General features: G+C 42.1%; 19 protein-coding genes. 14 read left to right on the forward strand and 5 right to left on the reverse strand.

Annotated features, from left to right (window positions below; genetic code table 11):
- The first annotated feature begins 160 nt into the window (after window positions 1–160).
- From DXZ23_RS10020 to DXZ23_RS10040, 5 genes are read left to right on the forward strand one after another with little or no spacing between them, the layout of a single operon-like run.
- A complete protein-coding gene (locus DXZ23_RS10020; RefSeq protein ID WP_017805907.1) occupies window positions 161–1,558 on the forward strand; it encodes a Fe-S-containing protein in 1,398 nt (465 codons plus the stop codon).
- Entirely contained in the window at window positions 1,558–2,880 is a 1,323-nt protein-coding gene (locus DXZ23_RS10025) for an ABC transporter permease (RefSeq protein ID WP_017805908.1), read from the forward strand. Before DXZ23_RS10020 ends, DXZ23_RS10025 begins: the two co-directional genes overlap by 1 nt.
- Window positions 2,867–4,003 (forward strand): ABC transporter permease, encoded by a 1,137-nt coding sequence (locus DXZ23_RS10030; RefSeq protein ID WP_017805909.1) that lies wholly within the window; start codon window positions 2,867–2,869, stop codon window positions 4,001–4,003. Before DXZ23_RS10025 ends, DXZ23_RS10030 begins: the two co-directional genes overlap by 14 nt.
- A 1-nt stretch (window position 4,004) precedes the next feature.
- Window positions 4,005–4,682 carry an ABC transporter ATP-binding protein gene (locus DXZ23_RS10035; protein WP_017805910.1) on the forward strand — a complete coding sequence of 226 codons (678 nt, stop codon included), beginning with the start codon at window positions 4,005–4,007 and terminating at the stop codon, window positions 4,680–4,682.
- A gap of 14 nt (window positions 4,683–4,696) precedes the next feature.
- Window positions 4,697–5,530 carry a D-hexose-6-phosphate mutarotase gene (locus DXZ23_RS10040; protein ID WP_017805911.1) on the forward strand — a complete coding sequence of 278 codons (834 nt, stop codon included), beginning with the start codon at window positions 4,697–4,699 and terminating at the stop codon, window positions 5,528–5,530.
- An 85-nt stretch (window positions 5,531–5,615) separates the two neighbouring features.
- Here the strand turns inward: DXZ23_RS10040 and DXZ23_RS10045 are convergent, their stop codons facing one another.
- The 4 genes from DXZ23_RS10045 to prfB all read right to left on the reverse strand — a co-directional run bounded on the left by DXZ23_RS10045 (window position 5,616) and on the right by prfB (window position 9,679).
- Entirely contained in the window at window positions 5,616–6,257 is a 642-nt protein-coding gene (locus DXZ23_RS10045) for a hypothetical protein (protein WP_017805912.1), read from the reverse strand.
- A gap of 55 nt (window positions 6,258–6,312) precedes the next feature.
- Window positions 6,313–7,818, reverse strand: a complete 1,506-nt coding sequence (gene lysS / locus DXZ23_RS10050) for a lysine--tRNA ligase (RefSeq protein WP_017805913.1) — start codon at window positions 7,816–7,818, stop codon at window positions 6,313–6,315.
- Window positions 7,819–7,884: 66 nt separating this feature from the next.
- Window positions 7,885–8,559, reverse strand: a complete 675-nt coding sequence (locus tag DXZ23_RS10055; RefSeq protein WP_017805914.1) for a Fic family protein — start codon at window positions 8,557–8,559, stop codon at window positions 7,885–7,887.
- Window positions 8,560–8,574: 15 nt separating this feature from the next.
- Window positions 8,575–9,679, reverse strand: a protein-coding gene (prfB, locus tag DXZ23_RS10060; RefSeq protein WP_103846616.1) for a peptide chain release factor 2 whose coding sequence is annotated in 2 segments (ribosomal slippage) — window positions 8,575–9,603 and window positions 9,605–9,679 — 1,104 coding nt in all. Because the reading frame shifts where the segments join, the coding sequence is not laid out codon by codon here.
- Between the two features lie 160 nt (window positions 9,680–9,839).
- On the opposite strand from prfB, the gene dsbC reads away from it, so the two are divergent.
- The 3 genes from dsbC (at window position 9,840) to mtnN (ending at window position 13,347) form a co-directional block, all read left to right on the forward strand.
- On the forward strand, window positions 9,840–10,526 hold the full coding sequence (gene dsbC / locus DXZ23_RS10065) for a bifunctional protein-disulfide isomerase/oxidoreductase DsbC (RefSeq protein ID WP_017805916.1): 687 nt from the start codon (window positions 9,840–9,842) through the stop codon (window positions 10,524–10,526).
- Between the two features lie 295 nt (window positions 10,527–10,821).
- Window positions 10,822–12,540, forward strand: a complete 1,719-nt coding sequence (gene recJ, locus DXZ23_RS10070) for a single-stranded-DNA-specific exonuclease RecJ (RefSeq protein ID WP_017805917.1) — start codon at window positions 10,822–10,824, stop codon at window positions 12,538–12,540.
- A 114-nt stretch (window positions 12,541–12,654) separates the two neighbouring features.
- Window positions 12,655–13,347, forward strand: a complete 693-nt coding sequence (gene mtnN, locus DXZ23_RS10075) for a 5'-methylthioadenosine/S-adenosylhomocysteine nucleosidase (RefSeq protein ID WP_017805918.1) — start codon at window positions 12,655–12,657, stop codon at window positions 13,345–13,347.
- Between the two features lie 98 nt (window positions 13,348–13,445).
- Here mtnN and DXZ23_RS10080 read toward each other — a convergent pair whose 3' ends face one another.
- Window positions 13,446–14,204 carry an OmpA family protein gene (locus tag DXZ23_RS10080; RefSeq protein WP_338010248.1) on the reverse strand — a complete coding sequence of 253 codons (759 nt, stop codon included), beginning with the start codon at window positions 14,202–14,204 and terminating at the stop codon, window positions 13,446–13,448.
- A 43-nt stretch (window positions 14,205–14,247) separates the two neighbouring features.
- Between DXZ23_RS10080 and DXZ23_RS10085 the strand changes: the two genes are divergently transcribed.
- From DXZ23_RS10085 to DXZ23_RS10110, 6 genes are all read left to right on the forward strand, one after another.
- Entirely contained in the window at window positions 14,248–14,907 is a 660-nt protein-coding gene (locus DXZ23_RS10085) for an IS1595 family transposase (protein ID WP_017805094.1), read from the forward strand.
- Window positions 14,908–15,274: 367 nt separating this feature from the next.
- A complete protein-coding gene (pntA, locus tag DXZ23_RS10090; RefSeq protein WP_017805920.1) occupies window positions 15,275–16,804 on the forward strand; it encodes a Re/Si-specific NAD(P)(+) transhydrogenase subunit alpha in 1,530 nt (509 codons plus the stop codon).
- Between the two features lie 12 nt (window positions 16,805–16,816).
- Window positions 16,817–18,268: a Re/Si-specific NAD(P)(+) transhydrogenase subunit beta gene (gene pntB, locus DXZ23_RS10095; RefSeq protein WP_017805921.1), complete on the forward strand. Its 1,452-nt coding sequence runs from the start codon at window positions 16,817–16,819 to the stop codon at window positions 18,266–18,268.
- Window positions 18,269–18,353: 85 nt separating this feature from the next.
- On the forward strand, window positions 18,354–20,006 hold the full coding sequence (locus DXZ23_RS10100) for an LTA synthase family protein (RefSeq protein WP_026138501.1): 1,653 nt from the start codon (window positions 18,354–18,356) through the stop codon (window positions 20,004–20,006).
- A 9-nt stretch (window positions 20,007–20,015) separates the two neighbouring features.
- A complete protein-coding gene (locus tag DXZ23_RS10105; protein ID WP_021723532.1) occupies window positions 20,016–20,603 on the forward strand; it encodes a uracil-DNA glycosylase in 588 nt (195 codons plus the stop codon).
- A gap of 46 nt (window positions 20,604–20,649) precedes the next feature.
- Window positions 20,650–21,336, forward strand: a complete 687-nt coding sequence (locus DXZ23_RS10110) for an acyltransferase family protein (RefSeq protein ID WP_021723531.1) — start codon at window positions 20,650–20,652, stop codon at window positions 21,334–21,336.
- Window positions 21,337–21,345: the final 9 nt, after the last annotated feature.

A 21,345-nucleotide genomic window follows, 5' to 3' on the forward strand; every position in this document is an offset into this window, starting at 1 on the left:
ATGTTATCTGCTCTCATTGCTACAACTCGGTTTGTTGCCTGGGGCGTATGCGAGATGCAGATAACGGGGTTTTGTTGCTATTTTATATTAATTTTAATATACAAGGGGCGGACCTATGTGTCCGCCCGAAAACAACAGAATGATATAAATTAAAAAAACTATGAACTACTACTTCGTTTTCTTACTGCAATCGTTTTTGCCAATTTCCTTGTTATTAGGCGTGAATTGGCTGAAATATGACAATATCCATTTAAAACGCGTCCTTTGGCTTTCTTTATTTGGGCTGGTTTGTGGTGTGGTGGGCTATTTGCAACTTCCCTCTTATCACCCCGTTAAATTAGGGCTAGCCCTTTTCTTCATTGCCACCTTAGGGGCGTTTTATATTTCGTCGTTCTTCCGCTCAATCAAACTTGCCTATTTTTGGCAATTTATGCTTTGCCTTGTGGCAGGAGCGTTGTGGGCGAGAGATCCCAATATTTCCGCCATTACCAGCACCGATGTTATTAATACGGATTTTATTCTGCACTTAAGTGCGGTCATTTCTGGCGTGATTTTTTGCTTTTTGTTCGCCTTTTGGCTTTATCTTCTGTTAAGCCAAAATAAAACAGCGAAAAAACTCACCGCACTTCCCTTTTTGCTGATTTCGCTCACTACCCTATTTTTACTCTTGCCTTTAATCGGTGAAGTATTACTTGGCTTGATGAAATTGCAAGTGATTGATCTCACCAAAGCGCGATTAAGTTTCGTGGCAAAATCCAGCAACTTGATCAGTTATAGCAATTATTTTATCGTCGTACTGACGGCATTAAGCCTGATTTTATTTGCACTAAAAATCCATTCTGCCAACAAAACTGTGGTAAACAATACGCTTCAACCCATTGAAAAACGGAAAAAATTAGCCCTATTACAAACCAGCCGCCGCACGCTATTGTGGGGTGTTGTCGCCTTATGTAGCATTATCGCAGCACAACTTTATTGGGATCAAATCGCCTCTCGCCCTCCGCAACTTTCTGAAGCAAAACCCGTAACGCTCGATAAACAAAACCGCATTCATATTCCCATTGAGCAGGTGAAAGACGGCAAATTACACCGATTCGTGTGGATTGCCAGTGATGGTAAGGCGGTGCGTTTTTTCATTATCAACCGCTCAACGAAAAACCTCAGCTTGGCTGTGGTGTTTGACGCTTGTATTCTGTGCGGCGATCAAGGCTATGTAATGGAGGGCGATCAAGTGGTTTGCGTGGGCTGTGGTGTGCGAATGTTTATCCCGTCCATTGGCAAACCGGGCGGCTGTAACCCCGTGCCGATTGAAGATTGGCAACAAACCGATAGCGACGTGATTATCAGCAAAAAAAGCCTTGAAGACGGGCTGAACTATTTTTCTACCATCGTGGAATTGGACGTGAATGATCCAGTGGACGGCACAAAATTGAAAAATACCACCGCGGAGCATAAATACAATTACGCAGGCAAAACCTACTTCTTCGCCAATGAAAAAAATCTCAACGCGTTCCGCGATAATCCTGAAGCCTATCTTGCTAAAGAGGAAAATCCCTAATGCTCAGTAGAATGTTATTGCAATCTTGGCGTTATGGGCTAAAACGCAAATTACTTGCCATTATGACGATTTTTCTCGCGGCGGGCTTGGTTTCTGCCCTTCTCGCGGTGTCCATTGATATTGGCGACAAAATGGCTCACGAGCTGAAATCTTACGGTGCGAATATTTTGATCGAGCCAGCCAGTCAGGCGGTGCTTTCCGCAGAAATGAACGGCGGAAATAGCCTTTCTACGCAGGATTTTTTAGACCAAAAAGAACTGCCAAATGTGAAAGATATTTTTTGGCGTAATAATATTGTGGGCTTTGCCCCATTACTCAGTGCGGAAGTGGCGGGCAAAAACCTCACGCAAGGCAATGAACGGAATGTCGCGATTTTAGGCACGTTCTTTGATCATCATATCGCCATTCCTGATGAAGAAGATTATCACACGGGGCAACGTATTATTAGCCCCTATTGGAAAGTGCAAGGGCAATGGGTGAACGACAGCCAAGATCATTTTGGTGAAGCAATCCCCGCTCTGCTTGGCAACCAATTAGCCAATCAAACCCAATGGAAAATCGGCGATCGCATTCAGTTGAGCTATCACGAGGGGCAAATTCAACGCACACTTCACATTCATCTTGTCGGCATTTTAAGCACAGGTGGAACGGAAGAACAACAAATCGTGCTGCCCTTAAGTGCGGTGCAAAATTTACTCAATTTATCGGACAAGGTGCAAGGTATTAAGGTTTCCGCCCTCACTGTGCCAGAAAATAAGCTGTCCCGCAAAGCACGGGATAATCCTGACGCTCTCGCTGCGGAGGAATATGACCGCTGGTATTGCACCGCCTATGTTTCCTCCATTTCACATCAATTAGAAGAAGCGATTTCAGGGGCTGTGGTGCGTCCAATCTGGCAAGTCGCCGCCTCTGAGGGCGTGGTGATTGAGAAAATCCAGCTCTTGCTAGCAGTGGTTACCGTCGCCGCCTTAGTCGCTGCCGCAATGGGGATCGCCTCATTAATGACCACTACCATTATTGAACGAAGCAAAGAAATCGGCTTAATGAAAGCCCTTGGGGCATATCAATGGCAAATCGTGTTGCTGTTTTATTGCGAAGCGATTCTCAGTGCCTTGATCGGCGGGGCGTTAGGCTGTGTAGCTGGCTGGGGCTTGGCAAAATTTATCGGCATTACCCTCTTTGGTTCTCCCCTTGATTTTGCTTGGATCGTTGTGCCTTGCGTACTCGTGCTTTCGGTGATTATCGCTCTGATCGGCACTTGGTTTCCTGCTCATCGCATTGCACAGCTTTACCCTGTGGAGGTGCTATATGGTCGCCAATAAAACGCGTACGATGTTTTGGCGTTTAATTATCAATGCGTTACGCTTACGCTTGCAACGGGTGATAATTATCTTCGCCGCACTCACTGTGGGGGCGAGTATTGTTACCGCAATGGCAGCGGTCTATTTCGACATCAACACCAAAATGAGCCAAGAGCTGCGTACCTTTGGCGCGAATTTTTATATCGGCTCAAACAGCAGTGGCTTGATGAACGAAAAAGACTTTAACCAAATTCTCAGCCAAGCACCGCAAGGCTTAATTACGGCCGCTAGCCCTTATCTTTATGGCGTGACTCGAGCAGATTTAGAAAAAGTGGTGATAATGGGCGTGTGGTTTGATGCAATGCGAACCCTTTCCCCTTATTGGCAAATCACAGGATCACCCATTGGCGTAAATTTTGATGATCGCAACGCGATGATCGGCAAATCCCTTGCCCAACGGTTAAACCTGAACCTTGGCGATAAAATCACCTTGAACAAAGGGGCAGAAAAGCATCACTTCACCATTAAAGCTATTGTAGAAAGTGGTGATGCCACGGACAATATGCTGATTGTTAATCTTGAATTTGCCCAACAATGGTTAGATAAAACGGGCTTAATCACTAATGCGCTTCTGAATGTGAAAAACGATCAAGGGCAAGTGAGCCAATTTGCACAACAATTACAACAGCAGTATCCTGATTTAGCCATTCGCCCGATCTTGAAAGTATCCGCCTCTGAGGGGCAAATTTTGGATAAAATCAAAGGCTTAATGGGCTTGATTTCCGTTGTAATTCTCATTCTAGCCACCCTTTGCGTGAACACCACCTTAATTGCCATTGTGGGAGAACGGGCGAAAGAATTTGCGCTGCAAAAAGCCTTAGGTGCAAAACAGCAAGATATTATTAAGCAAATTGGCACAGAAATTTCACTCATCGCATTTTGTGCTATCGTCGTGGGGCTAATTTTAGGGTATTTACTGGCACAAATTCTTGGCATCACCGTGTTTAAAGCCTATATTGACTTGCGCTTACCCGTTATTCCGATCACGATTTTCCTTTCGCTCAGCGTCGCTTTTATTGCGGTGATCGTGCCAACGCGGAGAGCATTAGAGATTCAAACAGCCAACGTATTAAAAGGCGAATAAAATGAAAAATTATGTGATTGAAACCCAACATTTATATAAACGCTTTGGACAAGTTACTGCCCTTGAAGATATTAATATCCAAATCGCTGAAGGAGAATTTGTAACCATTATGGGCACTTCGGGTTCAGGCAAAACCACGCTAATGAACATTCTCACGGGCTTAGACACTGCAACCTCTGGCAAAGTGATTTTAGACGGCGTGGACGCGGCTCAGCTCGATGAAACGGGTCGCCAGCGTTTTCGTGCGGAAAAAATCGGCTTGGTTTTCCAACAATTCCACCTCATTCCCTACTTAACTGCACTAGAAAACGTCATGCTCGCTCAGCATTATCACAGTGTTGTTGATGAAGAAGCTGCCAAAGCGGTATTAGCTCAAGTGGGCTTGGCTCACCGTTTTGATCACCGCCCAAGCCAACTTTCAGGGGGGGAACAACAACGGGTTTGTATCGCACGAGCCTTGGTTAATCAGCCCCCCGTCATCTTCGCTGATGAGCCTACAGGAAATCTTGATGAAAAAAACGAAAAACTCGTTCTTGATCTGCTTACCGAACTCAATCAGCAAGGACGAACGATCGTGATGGTAACGCATAATCCCGAACTGGGTAAGCTCACCAACCGCACCATTTTCCTACAACACGGAAAGTTTTTGCGTGAGGAAGTGAATAATTCACATTGTTAAAGGAGAATAATTTAATGACAACAATAACAACCATCAAACAACTTACCTCAGTTTTAAGTTTACAGCAATATAATGAAATTCCCGTGATCGCATTAGATCACCAAGTGGGTAAAGCTTTGATCTCGCTTCAAGGTGCACATTTATTTAGCTGGCAGCCAAAAGGCACGCAGAAAGACGTACTTTGGCTGAGTGAAATTGAACCGTTCAAATTAGGTAATGCCATTCGAGGTGGTGTGCCAATTTGCTATCCTTGGTTTGGTGGGGCAAAATCCCCTGCGCACGGTTATGTGCGCATCAGTTTATGGCAACTCAGTGATTATGAAATTGAAGAAAACAAAGTGCGGTTAGAATTTTGCTTATTTTCTTCAGATCATTTGATTGAAGCCAAAACCACAATGATCTTTAGCCAAGATTGTGAAATTATTTTTCAGCATTATGGCCAAGAACCTGCCCAACTTGCGTTGCATAGCTATTTGAATTTAAGCGATGTGGTGAATGTGGAAGTGCAAAACTTGCCAACAGAATGCTTCAACGCATTAACTCAACAGCAAGAAAATGTGCCTTCTCCCCGCTTAATTGATCAGCATATTGATTGCATTTATACGGTGCAATCCCCTGTTTCTCATCAAATTATCGATAAAGGGGACGGGCGTACAATTAATATCGCACATCATAATGCAAGCAATGTGGTGCTGTGGAATCCTTGGCATAAAGCTACTGGTGGAATGAGCGAAACAGGTTATAAAACAATGGTTTGTTTGGAAAGTGCGAGAATTACTAAACTGTTAGAACAAGGGGCAAATTGCTCTGTCCGAATATCAGTTCATCCCTACAATAAGAGAATTTAAATCCAAAATTAAGATCTTTTATCAAAATAAAAAGATACGAACTCATAGAATTCGTATCTTTACTCTATACATATAAAATGTGTCGCTATTTTTGTGGATAGTTATTTTTAACTTTAGTAATACTCTGAAAAATTTGTTTTACTTGATTATTAAATACGGCACTATCTAAAATACTTGCATTTCTACTAAACTCGAAATTATTTTTTCCTGGAAATGGTGTAACACTTTCATCTTGTAAACGAAATACTATAACATTTTTAGGTAATCTCTTGTCTAATCCTTGTTTTAAATACTGTTGATAACTACGATCTCCATAGGGTTCCGCCTGTTTATCATTGTCCATAATAAAAACATAAAGATTATTTGTTGTTTTGGCTAATGCTCCCATATATTTTCCCAACAAATCAATTCTAGGCATCATCAAAATAATCTCTGCACTTTTTGTAAGCTTATGAAGTTTATTATTAATTCGATAACCATTTTTAGCTAGCTCAAGCAATGCATCACTTTCATAACGTTCACCGAGAAAAACAATGGGAACATAAGGTTTACCCGTGATAAAGTCATACTTATATTGATTTTTCAAGTCATTAACTTCCTCTTGAGTCAATTCGTATGCTTTTTTATTATCTGGCACTTGTACCGTTTCAGTTGCATAAGCCGATGTTGCCGAAAAAAAAGCAGCAACCACAACAAAATAAAGTTGTTTATAGAAAATTTTAAACATTTATTACACCTTTTTCTTAAGAAGCCTTTTCTACAATTAATTGATAGATTGTGTTTTATTTCTGTTTCATCGCTGGGAATAAAATCACATCGCGAATTGACGGGGCGTTAGCAAAGAGCATTGCTAAGCGGTCAATACCTAAGCCCTCGCCAGCCGTTGGTGGCAAGCCGTGTTCAAGTGCGGTAACAAAATCTTCATCTTTAAACATTGCTTCATCATCACCCGCTTCTTTGGCAGCCACTTGTGCATCAAAGCGTTCTGCTTGGTCTTCTGCATCGTTAAGCTCTGAGAAACCGTTACCAATTTCGCGACCACCGATAAATAATTCAAAGCGATCGGTTACTTCTGGGTTTTCATCATTACGGCGTGCTAATGGTGAAATTTCCGCTGGGTGAGCCATTAAGAACGTTGGCTGAATTAAGTGATGTTCTGCCACTTCTTCAAAAATTGCATTGACGATCGAGCCTAAGCCCCAAGATTTTTGTACTTCAATGCCGAGTTTGGAAGCCAAGGCTTTGGCACGATCGAGGTCGTACAGATCCTCTTTCACGATACCTTTATCTGCACCGTGTTTTAAGATCGCATCGTGCATTGTGATTCGCTCGAACGGTTTGCCGAAATCAAATTCATAATCACCGTACGGCACGATGGTTGTGCCTAAAATATCTAAGGCCAACTTGCGTAATAACTCTTCGGTGTTATCCATTAAATCGTGATAATCCGCATAGGCTTGGTAGTATTCGATCATTGTAAATTCTGGGTTATGACGCACCGATACGCCCTCGTTACGGAAGTTGCGGTTGAGTTCAAACACGCGTTCAAAGCCTCCCACCACAAGACGTTTGAGGTAAAGCTCTGGGGCTATACGCAGATACATATCAATGTCTAAAGCATTGTGATGGGTCACAAATGGACGTGCTGCTGCACCACCGGGGATCACTTGCAACATTGGGGTTTCCACTTCGATAAAGCCTTTACTGATGAAGTATTCACGCATTCCCGCAATTACTTTTGAACGGATAATAAAAGTGCGGCGAGATTCTTCGTTAGAAATGAGATCCAAATAACGCTGACGATAACGCATTTCTTGATCCGAAAGACCGTGGAATTTGTCTGGCAACGGACGTAATGCTTTGGTTAAAAGTTGAACTTCACTGGCACGTACAGTAAGTTCATTGGTTTTGGTTTTGAACAATGTGCCTTTCACGCCCACAATATCACCTAAATCCCAGTTGCCCACATCATCAGCATAAACGCCCTCAGGCAGGTTATCGCGGGCGATATAAAGCTGAATGCGTCCGCTCATATCTTGCAAGGTTACAAAGGTGGCTTTCCCCATAATACGGCGTGTCATAATACGCCCAGCCACTTTCACTTCTACACCTTGCTCTTTTAAGGCTTCGCCATCAACCTCATCATATTGCTGATGTAAATCCTGTGCCAACGCATCACGGCGGAAGGTATTAGGAAACGCATTGCCTTTTTTACGCAATGCCGCCAATTTTTCACGGCGAACCAACATCTCACCGTTTAAATCTAATTCTTGAGTTTGTTCTGTCATTTGTTTTACCTTTATTAAAAAATAAAATGTGTTTGATTTTTAGGTCACAAATTGTGATCTTAATGTTTATTTTGCTTTTTCTACAATCATCTCAATAGTATCTTGAACGCTTTTTTCCAGCAATATTTTCATTTTTTCCACATCAGAAAAAGCATCGTAATACATTGGGCGATCTTCAAACTTTATTGTAGTCAGCGGATAACCTGCTTTGAGTAATTCTAAATTCAGTAAAAGCCGCCCAGTACGTCCATTTCCATCAATAAAAGGATGGATACGTTCAAAAGCAATGTGAAACTCTGCTAATTTATAGAAAAAATCTTGCTCGTATTTATCTTCATCTTTGCGGTGATAATTTTCTAAAATTTGTTCCAAACGTAGACTGATTTCAAAAGGCTCAGCGGTTTTCACATCAGTATTTAGAATTTCAACAAGCTGCGTTCTAAATCCTGTTCTTTCTGGTTCAACCAATGCCTGAATTTCACGAATGGTACGCAAAGATAAAGGCTCTTGGGCTTTCGCTAATTCAAAGACAAAATGCAATGCGCGATGATGATTTTCCACATCGCGAATATCTTTAAGGGGTTTTGATACGCCAAAACCATCTTTTAAAACGGTAACCGTTTCCCCTAAAGTCAGACTATTATTCTCAATTTTATTGGAATGATAATTATAGAAATAAATTAAATCATCATTAATAAAGGGCAGAGCCTTGAGAATTTTGTTGATGTCATTCCTGGTCATTTTGTTACCTTGAGCTTATAACCCAGCCTTCAAACTCGCCTCAATAAATCTGTCTAAATTACCGTCTAGCACGGCTTGGGTGTTGCGGTTTTCTACGCCCGTACGCAAATCTTTGATGCGTGAATCATCTAACACATAAGAACGAATTTGGCTGCCCCAACCAATGTCGGATTTGTTGTCTTCCATTGCTTGTTTTTCCGCATTTTGCTTTTGTAGCTCCAATTCGTAGAGCTTGGCTTTAAGCTGCTTCATCGCTTGATCTTTATTTTTATGCTGTGAACGATCATTTTGACATTGCACCACAATACCACTTGGAATATGGGTAATTCGTACCGCACTTTCGGTTTTATTCACGTGCTGTCCGCCCGCACCTGAGGCTCGGTACACATCAATGCGTAAATCCGCAGGATTGATTTCAATATCAATATCAATATCGTCATCAATTTCAGGGTACACAAAAGCGGCGCTGAAAGAGGTGTGGCGGCGGTTGTTGGAATCAAACGGGCTTTTACGCACTAAGCGGTGAATCCCTGTTTCGGTGCGTAGCCAACCAAATGCGTATTCGCCAGAAATGCGAATAGTGGCCGATTTTATGCCTGCTACATCGCCGTCTGAAACTTCCATTAATTCCGTTTTAAAGCCTTTGCTTTCCGCCCAACGCAAGTACATTCGCAACAGCATTTCTGTCCAGTCTTGTGCTTCCGTACCGCCTGAGCCTGCTTGCAGATCCACATAGCAATCCGCCGCATCATTTGCACCACTAAACATACGGCGAAATTCAAGCCCAGCGAGTTTTTGCTCAAGCTCGTCTAATTCAGCAACGGCTTCGTTGAAGGTGGCTTCGTCTTCCGCTTCAATGGCGAGTTCAAGCAAGCCGTCCACATCATCTAACCCTTGTTGCAAATTGTTGATGGTATTCACCACGCTTTCAAGGCTAGCACGCTCTTTGCCTAAGGCTTGGGCTTTTTCTGGCTCGTTCCACACATCGGGCTGTTCCAGCTCGGCATTCACTTCTTCTAAACGTTCGACTTTGCTATCAAAGTCAAAGATACCCCCTAAGGGTTGCCGTGCGTTCAGCGAGGTCGGCAATTTTATTTTTGATTGGATTAATTTCAAACATAAATTCAGTTCTATCTAATTTTGCATATAAGAGCCGAATTATATGCTATTTTAGCCCAATTTGGTAGGTCAATTATGTTGAAAGCCTTTTCCTATTAGCTTGTTGATTGGGCTTGTGATAGAATCCGCCTTTCACAAGGAATAGACATCAGGAAAGAAAAATGAAGAAAATCATTACCGCACTTTCGTTAGCCGCGTTGTCCGTCTATGCCGTGGCAAGCGATGCACAAATTGAAGCGCAATTAAAAAAACTTGGCGTATCACAAATGGAAATTAAGTCATCGCCGATCAATGGCTTAAAAACAGTTATCAGCAACGAAGGCATTTTTTACGCTTCCGAAGACGGCAAATATGTGCTGCAAGGTCAGCTATATGCGCTAACTGATAAAGGTGCGGTGGATTTAACAGGAAAATTTTTGCTAGATAAATTAAATAGTTATAAAAATGAAATGATTGTTTATCCAGCAAAAAATGAAAAATATGTGGTAACCGTGTTTATGGATATTACCTGCCATTACTGCCATTTATTACATCAACAACTTAGCCAATATAATGATTTAGGCATCACCGTTCGTTACCTTGCATTTCCGCGCGGTGGCTTAAATAACAATACAGCAAAACAAATGGAAGCCATTTGGCAGGCGAAAGATCCTGCGCAAGCCTTAAATGAAGCGGAAAAAGGCAACCTGCCGAAAACCTTAAAAAATGCTGATATCGTGAAGAAACACTATGAACTTGGTGTGCAATTTGGTGTGCGTGGCACGCCAAGCATTGTTACGCCGAAAGGTGAGCTTATCGGTGGTTATTTACCGCCAAAAGAATTGCTCAAAGCCTTGCAAGAAGAATAGGTATAATACAAATTATGAAAAATTTCTTATATACCCATTTAATCTAGATGATCTTTTGTGGGTTCCCTTCAGTCTTGCCCGAATGGAAGTTAGATTTTTAGGCGAAAAAAATTGTAATTTTGTGTAGCGGAGCGAAACAAAATCTCTTTTTTCGCCGCTCGGAAAATCTAACTGGAATGAGGAAAAGCGAGACTGTAGGGTGTGCTTTCTTTTGCATACTTTGCTTTGCACAAGCAAAGAAAAGTAGGTCGCCCTTTTAGGGCGAAACCTAAAATGTGTTTAAGGATTTTATTTCGTGATCAAAACAATCCAACGCCGCCCCATTAGCACAGCACAGCCGATTAGCGATCACCCATTGCTTGATCGCCTTTACCGTGCTCGGCAAATAAAAACACCGCAACAATTAGACCGCACTTTGAAAGCGATGCTTTCACCCCATCAACTTTTAGAAATGGAGAAGGCAGTGGCGTTGCTGGCAGAAGCACGAATGGCACAAAAACGCATTGTCATCGTGGGGGATTTTGATGCGGACGGAGCAACCAGCACCGCACTCACCGTGTTGGCATTGCGTCAGCTTGGTTTTCAGCAGGTGGATTACCTTGTCCCTAACCGTTTTGAGCAGGGCTACGGGCTGAGCGTTGAGGTGGCAAAACTGGCGTTGGAAAAAAACGTTGAAGTGCTGATCACGGTGGATAACGGTATTTCTTCCTTTGAGGGGGTGAAATATTTAACCCAACAAGGCGTGCAAGTGGTAGTAACAGATCACCATTTACCCGCTGAAACCTTGCCCGAAGCGGACGCCATTGTGAACCCTAATTTACCCCAATGTGCTTTTCCCTCGAAATCCTTAGCGGGCGTTGGCGTTGCGTTTTATGTAATGTTGGCATTGCGCGCTAAGCTGCGAGAGCTGGGCGTTTTTGATGTGAAAACCCAGCCCAATTTTACCGAGTTGCTGGATTTAGTCGCCTTAGGCACGATTGCCGATGTTGTGCCGTTGGATCAAAATAACCGCATTTTAGCCTATCAAGGGTTGCAACGAATCCGAGCGGGGCGTTGTCGCTATGGCATTCAAGCCTTGGCGGAGGTGGCAAATCGCGATCTGAGCCGTTTTAGTGCTTCCGATCTCGGCTTTGCTATTGCCCCTCGCTTAAATGCCGCAGGGCGGTTGGACAATATGTCGGTAGGCGTGGAATTGTTATTGGCTGAAGATATGCCTTCCGCCCGTGCTTTGGCATTGGAGCTAGATGGCTTGAACCAAACGCGCAAAGAAATTGAACAGGGAATGAAGCTCGAAGCGCTAGAAATTTGCCGAAAATTGACCGCACTTACGCCACCGTTGCCCACTGGCATTGTGCTGTATCAGGCGGATTGGCATCAAGGTGTATTGGGGATTTTGGCTTCAAGATTGAAAGATCAGTTTCACCGCCCCGTGATTGCCTTTGCACAGGATCAAGCAGGCGTGCTTAAAGGCTCGGCACGATCCATTGAGGGGCTGCACATTCGTGATGCGTTGGAACGGTTGCATTCTCGCCACCCTGACATCATTTTGAAATTTGGCGGACACGCAATGGCAGCGGGATTGAGCATTCAAGAAGAAAAATTTAGTGATTTTCAACGCTTATTTAACGAGGTGGTGGAAGAGTGCTTAGACGAAAAAGATCTACAAGGCATTGTGTGGACGGACGGCGAACTGGCAAGCCAATTTATGAATTTGGATACTGCCGAGCTTCTCAAACAAGCAGGCCCTTGGGGACAAGCCTTTCCTGAGCCCGTGTTTGACGGTGAGTTTAAGCTCTTACAACAGCGTTTAGTGGGGGAGCGTCATCTTAAAATGATGGTTGAGCCGCAAAATGGCGGGCCATTACTCGATGCCATCGCGTTTAATGTGGACACCCGTTATTACCCCGATCTTTCGCTGAAAAAGGTAAAACTGGCATATAAATTAGAGGTGAATGAATATCGCGGGCAGCGTAACATTCAGCTCTTAGTGGACTACATCGAACCTTTAGCATAGGCAAAGCAAATGTGCCCTGTGGTTCTTCCTGCAGGATATTCGTAATATCGTACAAAATTACGCGAGATAGCAGTATAGGACGTTTAATTAACAAACAACGACAAGAGAAAAAGAATGAAAATAGGCATTGTTGGAGCAATGGCACAAGAAGTCGCCACCTTAAGCTCGCAAATGGAAAATAAAACCACCACTCAAATTGGCGGTGCAACCATCTATCAAGGCAAAATTAACGGCAAAGAGGTCGCCTTATTGCAGTCGGGCATTGGCAAAGTGGCAGCCGCAATGGGAACAACGGCATTATTACAACTGGCTCAACCTGATGTCATCATTAACACGGGATCAGCGGGCGGCGTGGCTCAAGGGCTTAAGGTGGGCGATGTGGTGATCTCCACCCAAACCGCACACCACGATGCCGATGTTACGGCGTTTGGCTACGAAAAAGGACAACTTCCCGCCTGTCCCGCACGCTTTAATTCTGATGAAAAACTGACCGCACTTGCTTTACAAGTGGCACAAGCACAAGGGCAAAATGTCCACCAAGGGTTGATTTGCTCAGGGGATAGCTTTATTCACGGCGGAGAAGCCTTAACACAAATTAAGCACGATTTCCCTGATGTCATCGCGGTGGAAATGGAAGCTGCTGCAATCGCTCAAGTTTGCCACGCTTTCAATGTGCCATTTGTGGTGGTACGAGCCATTTCTGATGGCGGTGATGGAAAAGCTAGCATCTCTTTTGAAGAATTTCTTCCGCTCGCTGCCAAACAATCTTCCGCAATGGTGTTGGCGATGATCAATAAACTGTCATAAACATTCCAAATTAAAGCCTTAGTGATTATCTAAGGCTTTTGATTATGTTTAAAATCCTATATCTATAGTATGACTTATGCCTTTATCAATTAAAAAAACTAAGGTCGTATGTTTTCTCCAGAAAGAATAATCTCAACACGTCTATCTGGTTGTAAGCAATGGATTAACGCTTTCGTCGCTTTATGCCCTTTACAATGTGTTGTAATAGGATTGTCTTCACCTTGAGAAGTTACTGTCATATTTTTATTCAACCCCTGAGCTTTCAAATAATTTGCAATTGACTCTGCTCGTTTTAATCCTAGTTGCTTATTGTATTGCTGACTTCCTAAACGATCGGTATGTCCGATCAAAGCAATATGTTTAATATGAGAATGCTCTATTTTCATCAAAATATTATCAATTTTGTCACGTTCTTTTGGTAATAAATCAGGTAGTGTGGATTTATTAAACGCAAATAGTGCATCAGTATTAAGTTTGAATGTTGTTGTAACCGATTTCGGACTAGGTAAATTGTATTTTATTCCCAGTGTACCGCGGTATCCATAGAAACGTTCACGTTTTCCAAACGCCTGTTCATAACGAATATCAGCATAAAAGACGATATTTGCTTTTAAAGGGAATTGGATACCTATTCCCGCATCCCACCACGTTGTCACATAACGGGAATTTATCGGAAGATTATTCACATAAGCGGTATATTGATGTTTAAAATCGTGCCAAATATTCGCCGTTGCATATATCGTTTTTTGCTCTCTTTGTCCACGATTGCTCATTATATTATATGCCCCTCTAACCCCAACACGACCAAGCAAACGATGGACTTTCGGAAAAGTGATTTCTGTATCATCCAGTTTAATATTTGGGGCTGTAGTAGATTAGCAACAATGATATACTACAAAAATGAAGATAACATATTGTAAATTAAAGCAATCCATACAGAAAAAACTGCTTGAGTTTTTTGTCGCAGAAGTTACTGCAAGAACAGCAGCAAATTTGCTAGATATTCAACCGAATACAGCCGCTTTGTTCTACCATAAAATCAGGCTTGTGATTGGCTATCATTTATCCCTTGAAGTTAACGAGATTTTTGAGGGGGAAATTGAACTAGACGAAAGCTATTTTGGTGGTCATCGAAAGGGAAAACGAGGACGAGGACGAGGAGCGGCTGGAAAAGTTGCTGTTTTTGGGTTACTAAAACGACAAGGAAAGGTATTTACTGTTGTGGTTGAAAACACCAAGAGTGAAACATTACTCCCTGTTATTAAAAGAAAAATCAAGCCTGATAGCTGGGTTTATACGGACACTTATCGCAGTTATGATGCACTTGATGTGAGTGAATTTCACCACGAACGAATCAATCATTCCGAGCTATTTGCGGTGAAACAAAATCATATTAATGGCATTGAAAATTTTTGGAATCAGGCGAAGCGGATACTGCGAAAATATAATGGAATTAACCGAAAAAACTTTCCTTTATTCTTGAAGGAATGTGAATTTCGGTTTAACTTTGGGACACCAAAAGAGCAGTTAAAAATATTGCGAAAATGGTGTGAAATTTAGGGCTAATCTACTACAGCCCCATATTTTTTATTAATGATAATTATTATTGTTTTTAATGTCAACAAATGAGACTACTTATCAAGCATAAGATCGATAAAGGGCTGAACTTGGCTTGTGGATTCCTACTTGAAAATAGAACTTCGGTAAAAATTGTATCAAAACATTATCCATCGTTACCCTTAAGTAACACGATGAATCTAAATAGTGGCGTGATTTATCGGTAAATTTTTTCGATGCAATATGTAAAATCTTTTTGTATGTTATCTAGAATAAGTGGTACAGTTAGGACGGTTTGACTTTTGTCATTTTATGGGCTGGAAAGCGTGATTTTCCAGATTGTATCATCAACCAATTTGAAGGAAACATTATGTTAATTGGTGTACCTAGAGAACGGCTTGATAATGAAACTCGCGTGGCGGCAACGCCAAAAACGGTGCAGCAAATTTTGAAGCTTGGCTTTGAAATTATTGTTGAACACGATGCGGGCTTTAAAGCCACTTTTGAAGATCAGGCATTCATTGAAGCGGGTGCGAAAGTTGGCACTGAGCAAGAAGTTTGGAATGCCGATGTGATTATGAAAGTTAATCCTCCGACTGATGAGGAAATTGCCTTAATTAAAGAGGGGGCAACTTTAATTAGCTTTATTTGGCCAGCCCAAAATGAAGCCTTGATGAAAAAATTATCGGCGAAGAAAATCAATGTGTTAGCGATGGACGCCGTGCCGCGTATTTCACGTGCGCAAGCGTTAGATGCCCTTTCGTCAATGGCGAATATTTCTGGTTATCGTGCGGTGGTGGAAGCGGCGAATGCCTTTGGTAGCTTCTTCACGGGGCAAATTACCGCAGCGGGTAAAGTGCCACCGGCGAAAGTGTTGGTGATTGGTGCGGGTGTGGCAGGTTTAGCTGCGATTGGTACCGCAAATAGCCTTGGAGCGATCGTGCGTGCCTTTGACTCTCGTCCAGAAGTGAAAGAGCAAGTGAAATCAATGGGTGCAGACTTCTTAGAAATTGATTTTGAAGAAGAAGGTGGCTCAGGTGATGGCTATGCGAAAGTGATGTCGGAAGAATTTAACCGCCGAGCAATGGAACTTTACGCTGCACAAGCTAAAGAAGTGGATATTATCATCACCACCGCTGCGATCCCGGGTAAACCAGCTCCGCGTTTGATCACCAAAGAAATGGTGGATTCAATGAAACCGGGTTCGGTGATTGTGGATTTAGCGGCATTAACAGGCGGTAACTGTGAATATACCAAACCAGGTGAAGTGTTCGTTACGCCTAACCAAGTGAAAATTATCGGCTATACGGATTTCCCAGCTCGCTTGCCAACGCAATCTTCTCAACTTTACGGCACAAATTTAGTGAACTTGCTCAAATTATTGTGCAAAGAGAAAGATGGCAATATCAACATTGATTTTGATGATGTGGTATTGCGTGGTGTAACGGTTATTCGTGATGGTGAAATCACTTGGCCAGCACCACCAATTCAAGTTTCTGCCCAGCCACAACAAAAAGTGGAAGTAGTGGTTGAGAAAAAAGAAGAAAAACCACAAGACCCACGCGTGAAATACGGCATTATGGGCCCAATTGGCGTGTTGTTCCTATGGCTAGGTTCAGTGATGCCTGCGGCATTCTTATCACACTTCACCGTATTCGTGCTTGCTTGTGTGGTGGGGTACTATGTGGTTTGGAATGTGAGCCACGCCTTACATACGCCATTAATGGCGGTAACCAATGCCATTTCAGGCATCATCATTGTGGGAGCATTATTGCAAATTGCCCAAGGCAGTTTCTTTATTAGCCTGCTCGCGTTTATTGCAATTTTAGTGGCAAGTATCAATATCTTTGGGGGCTTTAAAGTTACCCAACGTATGCTTGCAATGTTTAGAAAAGGTTAAGGAGAAAAAGCAATGTCAGAAGGTTTAGTACAGGCTGCATATATTGTAGCGGCATTACTTTTCATTATGAGCTTAGCAGGGCTTTCTAAACACGAAACTGCTAAAGCCGGGTGTTGGTATGGCATTGTGGGTATGACCATCGCCCTTATCGCAACCATTTTTGGCCCACAAACTTCAGGGCAAATTTGGATCTTAATCGCTATGGCGATTGGCGCGGTGATTGGTATCCAACGTGCATTAAAAGTAGAAATGACCGAAATGCCAGAGCTTGTAGCTATTTTACATAGCTTTGTTGGTCTTGCAGCGGTGTTAGTTGGCTTTAACAGCTTTGGCTTACACGTTACCCCTGAATTTGTTGCACCAGAAGGTACCGCATTTATCAGCGAAGCCGCATTAGAAAACGCGAAAGCCGCCTTTGATGCAGAACAAGCAACCCTTGCCACAATCCATAATGTAGAAGTGTTCTTAGGGATCTTTATCGGTGCGGTAACTTTCACGGGCTCTGTGGTGGCATTTGGTAAATTGCGTGGCATTATCAACTCTAAAGCCTTAATGTTACCGCATCGTCATAAATTAAATTTAGCGGCGTTAGTGGTGTCTGCCTTATTAATGATTGCGTTTTTAAGCTCACCAGAAAATATTTTCCCAGTGTTATTGATGACGGTCATTGCACTTGCTTTCGGTTGGCACTTGGTTGCCTCAATCGGCGGGGCAGATATGCCCGTGGTGGTGTCAATGCTGAACTCTTATTCAGGTTGGGCAGCGGCAGCGGCAGGCTTTATGCTTAATAACGATCTCTTGATCGTAACGGGTGCGTTAGTAGGTTCATCAGGTGCGATTCTTTCTTACATTATGTGTAAAGCGATGAACCGTTCATTTATCAGCGTTATCGCTGGTGGCTTTGGTAATGACGTGGTTGCAAGTGGTGATGAAGAACAAGGCGAACACCGCGAAACAACCGCAGAAGAAGTAGCGGAAATGTTGAAAAATGCAAGCTCTGTGATCATCACCCCGGGATATGGTATGGCGGTGGCGCAAGCGCAATATCCAGTGGCTGAAATTACCCAAAAATTGCGTGATCGTGGCGTGAATGTGCGTTTTGGTATTCACCCAGTGGCTGGGCGTTTACCAGGGCATATGAACGTGTTACTCGCTGAAGTCAAAGTGCCTTATGACGTGGTATTAGAAATGGACGAAATCAACGATGATTTCGCAGATACTGATGTGGTGTTGGTTATCGGTGCAAATGATACTGTAAACCCTGCGGCAATGGACGATCCAAACAGCCCAATCGCAGGAATGCCAGTACTAGAAGTGTGGAAAGCCGCTAATGTGGTGGTCTTCAAACGCTCAATGGCAGTGGGCTACGCCGGCGTACAAAATCCATTATTCTTCAAAGAAAACACCCAAATGCTTTTTGGTGATGCGAAAGAACGCGTGGACGATATTTTAAAAGCCCTTTAAATTAAGTTTTACTTTCTTTTCGCAAAAAATATGTTAAAAATAGACCGCACTTTAAATGGAAGTGCGGTTTTTTTATGAAATGGTCATTATGGAGTATATTTTATTAGCACTTTTCACCCTCGCCGTGGTAATTTTTATTATCAATTCCCATTACCGCTGGACGTATTTCTTTGCGATTGCGCAGTTTGTGTTGTTTTTTAGTTTGATGTTTAGCATTACAGGGCAGTGGCAGCGTGGGCTGAATTTTGCTGCGGTGCTGTTTGTGGTGCTGATGCTTTTCCATCGTCTGAAAATACATTTTTATAAACAACAGCTCTTGGTGTCGGATTTCTTTTTGGTTTTCGATTGGCGGAATTGGGAAACTTTATTACATTATCGCTCAGCGATTTTTGCCATTGCTGGGCTGATTGGCTTGTTGGTCTATGCCGTGATGGGCTGGAGTTCGGCGGAGGTAATCAGCGGTGAATGGCGACTTTTAGCAAGTGCGGTGCTTTTTTTCACAATTTTTTCCATTTGTCATTACAACAAAAATAAATCGGCCATTAAGCAATGGCTTGATTCCTTGCCTGATGATGGGCGAGATGTGTTTTTAAACCTACCAATGTCTTGCCGTGGCGTATTTTTTAAGCCCCCAGTATTTGAGGGCGATGCAAATTATTTTTTACAGCAAAAACAACATGTTCCCGACTATCCACTCAGCGCAGAAAACGAGAAACCTGACATTGTCGTATGGTTGCAGGAATCCACCCTAAATCGGCATAGCTTTGTATTTGAAAGCGCTGATATTCCGCCAATTACAATGTATGAAAATCAGGCTGATACCAAGTTTAACAGCCATTTGCGTGTGCATACTTTAGGTGGTGCAACCTGGAAATCGGAATTTGCTTTCTTATCGGGGCTACCTTCAACGGATTTTGGCGCAATGGCGAATGCGGTGTTTTATTCCGTTGTGCCACATTTGCAGTATAGTTTTATCCAAAATTTAAAAGCGCAGGGCTATTATTGCGTCGCGTTATCGCCTTTTACCAAAGGAAATTACAACGCCAAGCCCGCCTATGATCATCTTGGTTTTGATCTAATGTTGCAGCCGCAAGAGTTAGGTTATCCTGCACCATTAAGCAAAAATTTGTGGACGATTGGTAGCGATGAAATGAGCCAATATGTGCAGAAAATTTTGCAAAAAGAAGGTATTCCTGCACTTGAAAAGGTAAATCAGCCTTTATTTGTTTATGTTCTTACAATGCGTGAACACGGGCCTTATCACGATGTGGGCAACATTTTTAATTTGCAAAATCAAGGTTTTACCCAAAAGGGAACAGGTGAGCTGAATGATTATATTCAACGTATCGTTAAATTGAATGAGGTGATGGAAGAATTTAATCAGTATATGAAAAATCGCCACAAGCCTTATGTTTTAGCGTACTTTGGCGATCATCAAATTTCCATTAACGGTGCACAGCCAGCTTATCAATTTGATTATCCAAATCCTAACTATATTACGCAGTTGGTGGTGCGTAGCAATTTGCAAAATGACTTTAAACAACAGCAAGATTTCCTCGATCTTGCCCAAGCGGGCGGTTTGCTTTTGGAGATTGCTGGGCTACAAGCTGACGAATTTATGCAAGCGAATATTGCAATGCGTAAGCTCAGCGGTGGAAAACTGCAAGATTGCCAAGATGTGCGATTATTGGCGGGTTATCGCAATTATTTGTATCAACAATTAAAGGTTGCAAAATAAGGAAAAACAATGAGCCAACAAATTGAAACGCACCCGTTCCCCGCTATTTTGCCGCCGCACGCCACGGTAATGATGATGGGAAGTTTCCCGCCAAAAGAAGAAAAGCGTTGTATGGCATTTCATTATCCTAATTTTCAAAATGATATGTGGCGGGTCTATGGGGCAGTATTTTTCGGGCGTGCGGATTACTTCCAAGTGCCAAATGAAAAACGGTTTGATGCCGAACGGATCAAACAATTTCTTTGGGAGCGAGGTATCGCTCTTTGCCCAACGGTGCGTAAAGCGATCAGACTGCAAGATAATGCTTCTGATAAATTCTTAAAAGTGGTGGAAACTGTGAATTTATCGGAAGTGTTACCCCAAGTACCACATTGCCATTGGATTTTTACCACCGGCGGAAAAGCCACAGAAATTTTGCTTTCTTTGTTACCTGAAAAGGTTAAAGAGCCGAAAACCAACAGCTTTATTCCTTATCCCTACCCCAATTTTACGTTAAATTTATATCGTTTACCCTCTACTTCAAGGGCTTATCCTTTGGCTTTTGAGAAAAAGGTAGCGGCGTATTGTGCTTTTTTCAAGAAAGCGAATATAATTTAATATACTGAGATTTTATCGTTAAATTTTATATGAGGTTGTATCATTTATGTCAAAGATTAAATATCGACCAGAGATAGATGGCTTACGGGCGATTGCTGTTATTTCTGTGATCCTTTTCCATTTTAATCATCACTGGTTGCTAGGTGGCTTTTTAGGTGTTGATGTTTTTTTTGTTATTTCAGGATATTTAATTACCAAGATTATTGTTACTGATATAGAGAATAATCAGTTCTCTTATAAGGATTTTTATAACCGTCGAATAAAAAGAATTTTTCCTATTTTTATTTCGGTTATGTTTTTTTCTTCGTTGATTGGAACATTGATTTTTACATATCAAGATTTTAATACTCTAAGAAAAGGTATCGAATTTTCCACTTTTTTCTCGGCCAATATATTTTTTGCTAAAAAGCAAGGATATTTTGATCTAGATGCGAATAGTAATCCTATTTTACATATTTGGTCATTATCTGTAGAAGAGCAATATTATCTTATATTTCCTCTTTTTCTTATTTTTGGATACAAACTTTTTAGAAATAAAAAGATATTTTTTTATTTAACTTTTGTTTTATTTCTATTAAGTTTAGGATTAACTTTTATACCGGATAGCTATTATACAAAATACATTAATATTTATTATTTATCACAGTTACGGTTTTTTGAGTTATTAATTGGTTCAGGGTTGTCTTTCTTACCCCCCCCTATACAATTTTATTTAAAAAGTCAAATGAACTAAATCAAAGTT

This window comes from Avibacterium paragallinarum (assembly GCF_900450705.1).
Taxonomy (GTDB): domain Bacteria; phylum Pseudomonadota; class Gammaproteobacteria; order Enterobacterales; family Pasteurellaceae; genus Avibacterium; species Avibacterium paragallinarum.

What these genes read in the sequence shown, in the direction of transcription:
- DXZ23_RS10020 (WP_017805907.1), top strand. Translation starts at nt 161, where the DNA reads ATGAACTACTACTTCGTTTTCTTACTGCAATCGTTTTTGCCAATTTCC.
- DXZ23_RS10025 (WP_017805908.1), top strand. Translation starts at nt 1,558, where the DNA reads ATGCTCAGTAGAATGTTATTGCAATCTTGGCGTTATGGGCTAAAACGC.
- DXZ23_RS10030 (WP_017805909.1), top strand. Translation starts at nt 2,867, where the DNA reads ATGGTCGCCAATAAAACGCGTACGATGTTTTGGCGTTTAATTATCAAT.
- DXZ23_RS10035 (WP_017805910.1), top strand. Translation starts at nt 4,005, where the DNA reads ATGAAAAATTATGTGATTGAAACCCAACATTTATATAAACGCTTTGGA.
- DXZ23_RS10040 (WP_017805911.1), top strand. Translation starts at nt 4,697, where the DNA reads ATGACAACAATAACAACCATCAAACAACTTACCTCAGTTTTAAGTTTA.
- DXZ23_RS10045 (WP_017805912.1), bottom strand. Translation starts at nt 6,257, where the DNA reads ATGTTTAAAATTTTCTATAAACAACTTTATTTTGTTGTGGTTGCTGCT.
- lysS (WP_017805913.1), bottom strand. Translation starts at nt 7,818, where the DNA reads ATGACAGAACAAACTCAAGAATTAGATTTAAACGGTGAGATGTTGGTT.
- DXZ23_RS10055 (WP_017805914.1), bottom strand. Translation starts at nt 8,559, where the DNA reads ATGACCAGGAATGACATCAACAAAATTCTCAAGGCTCTGCCCTTTATT.
- dsbC (WP_017805916.1), top strand. Translation starts at nt 9,840, where the DNA reads ATGAAGAAAATCATTACCGCACTTTCGTTAGCCGCGTTGTCCGTCTAT.
- mtnN (WP_017805918.1), top strand. Translation starts at nt 12,655, where the DNA reads ATGAAAATAGGCATTGTTGGAGCAATGGCACAAGAAGTCGCCACCTTA.
- DXZ23_RS10085 (WP_017805094.1), top strand. Translation starts at nt 14,248, where the DNA reads ATGAAGATAACATATTGTAAATTAAAGCAATCCATACAGAAAAAACTG.
- pntA (WP_017805920.1), top strand. Translation starts at nt 15,275, where the DNA reads ATGTTAATTGGTGTACCTAGAGAACGGCTTGATAATGAAACTCGCGTG.
- pntB (WP_017805921.1), top strand. Translation starts at nt 16,817, where the DNA reads ATGTCAGAAGGTTTAGTACAGGCTGCATATATTGTAGCGGCATTACTT.
- DXZ23_RS10105 (WP_021723532.1), top strand. Translation starts at nt 20,016, where the DNA reads ATGAGCCAACAAATTGAAACGCACCCGTTCCCCGCTATTTTGCCGCCG.
- DXZ23_RS10110 (WP_021723531.1), top strand. Translation starts at nt 20,650, where the DNA reads ATGTCAAAGATTAAATATCGACCAGAGATAGATGGCTTACGGGCGATT.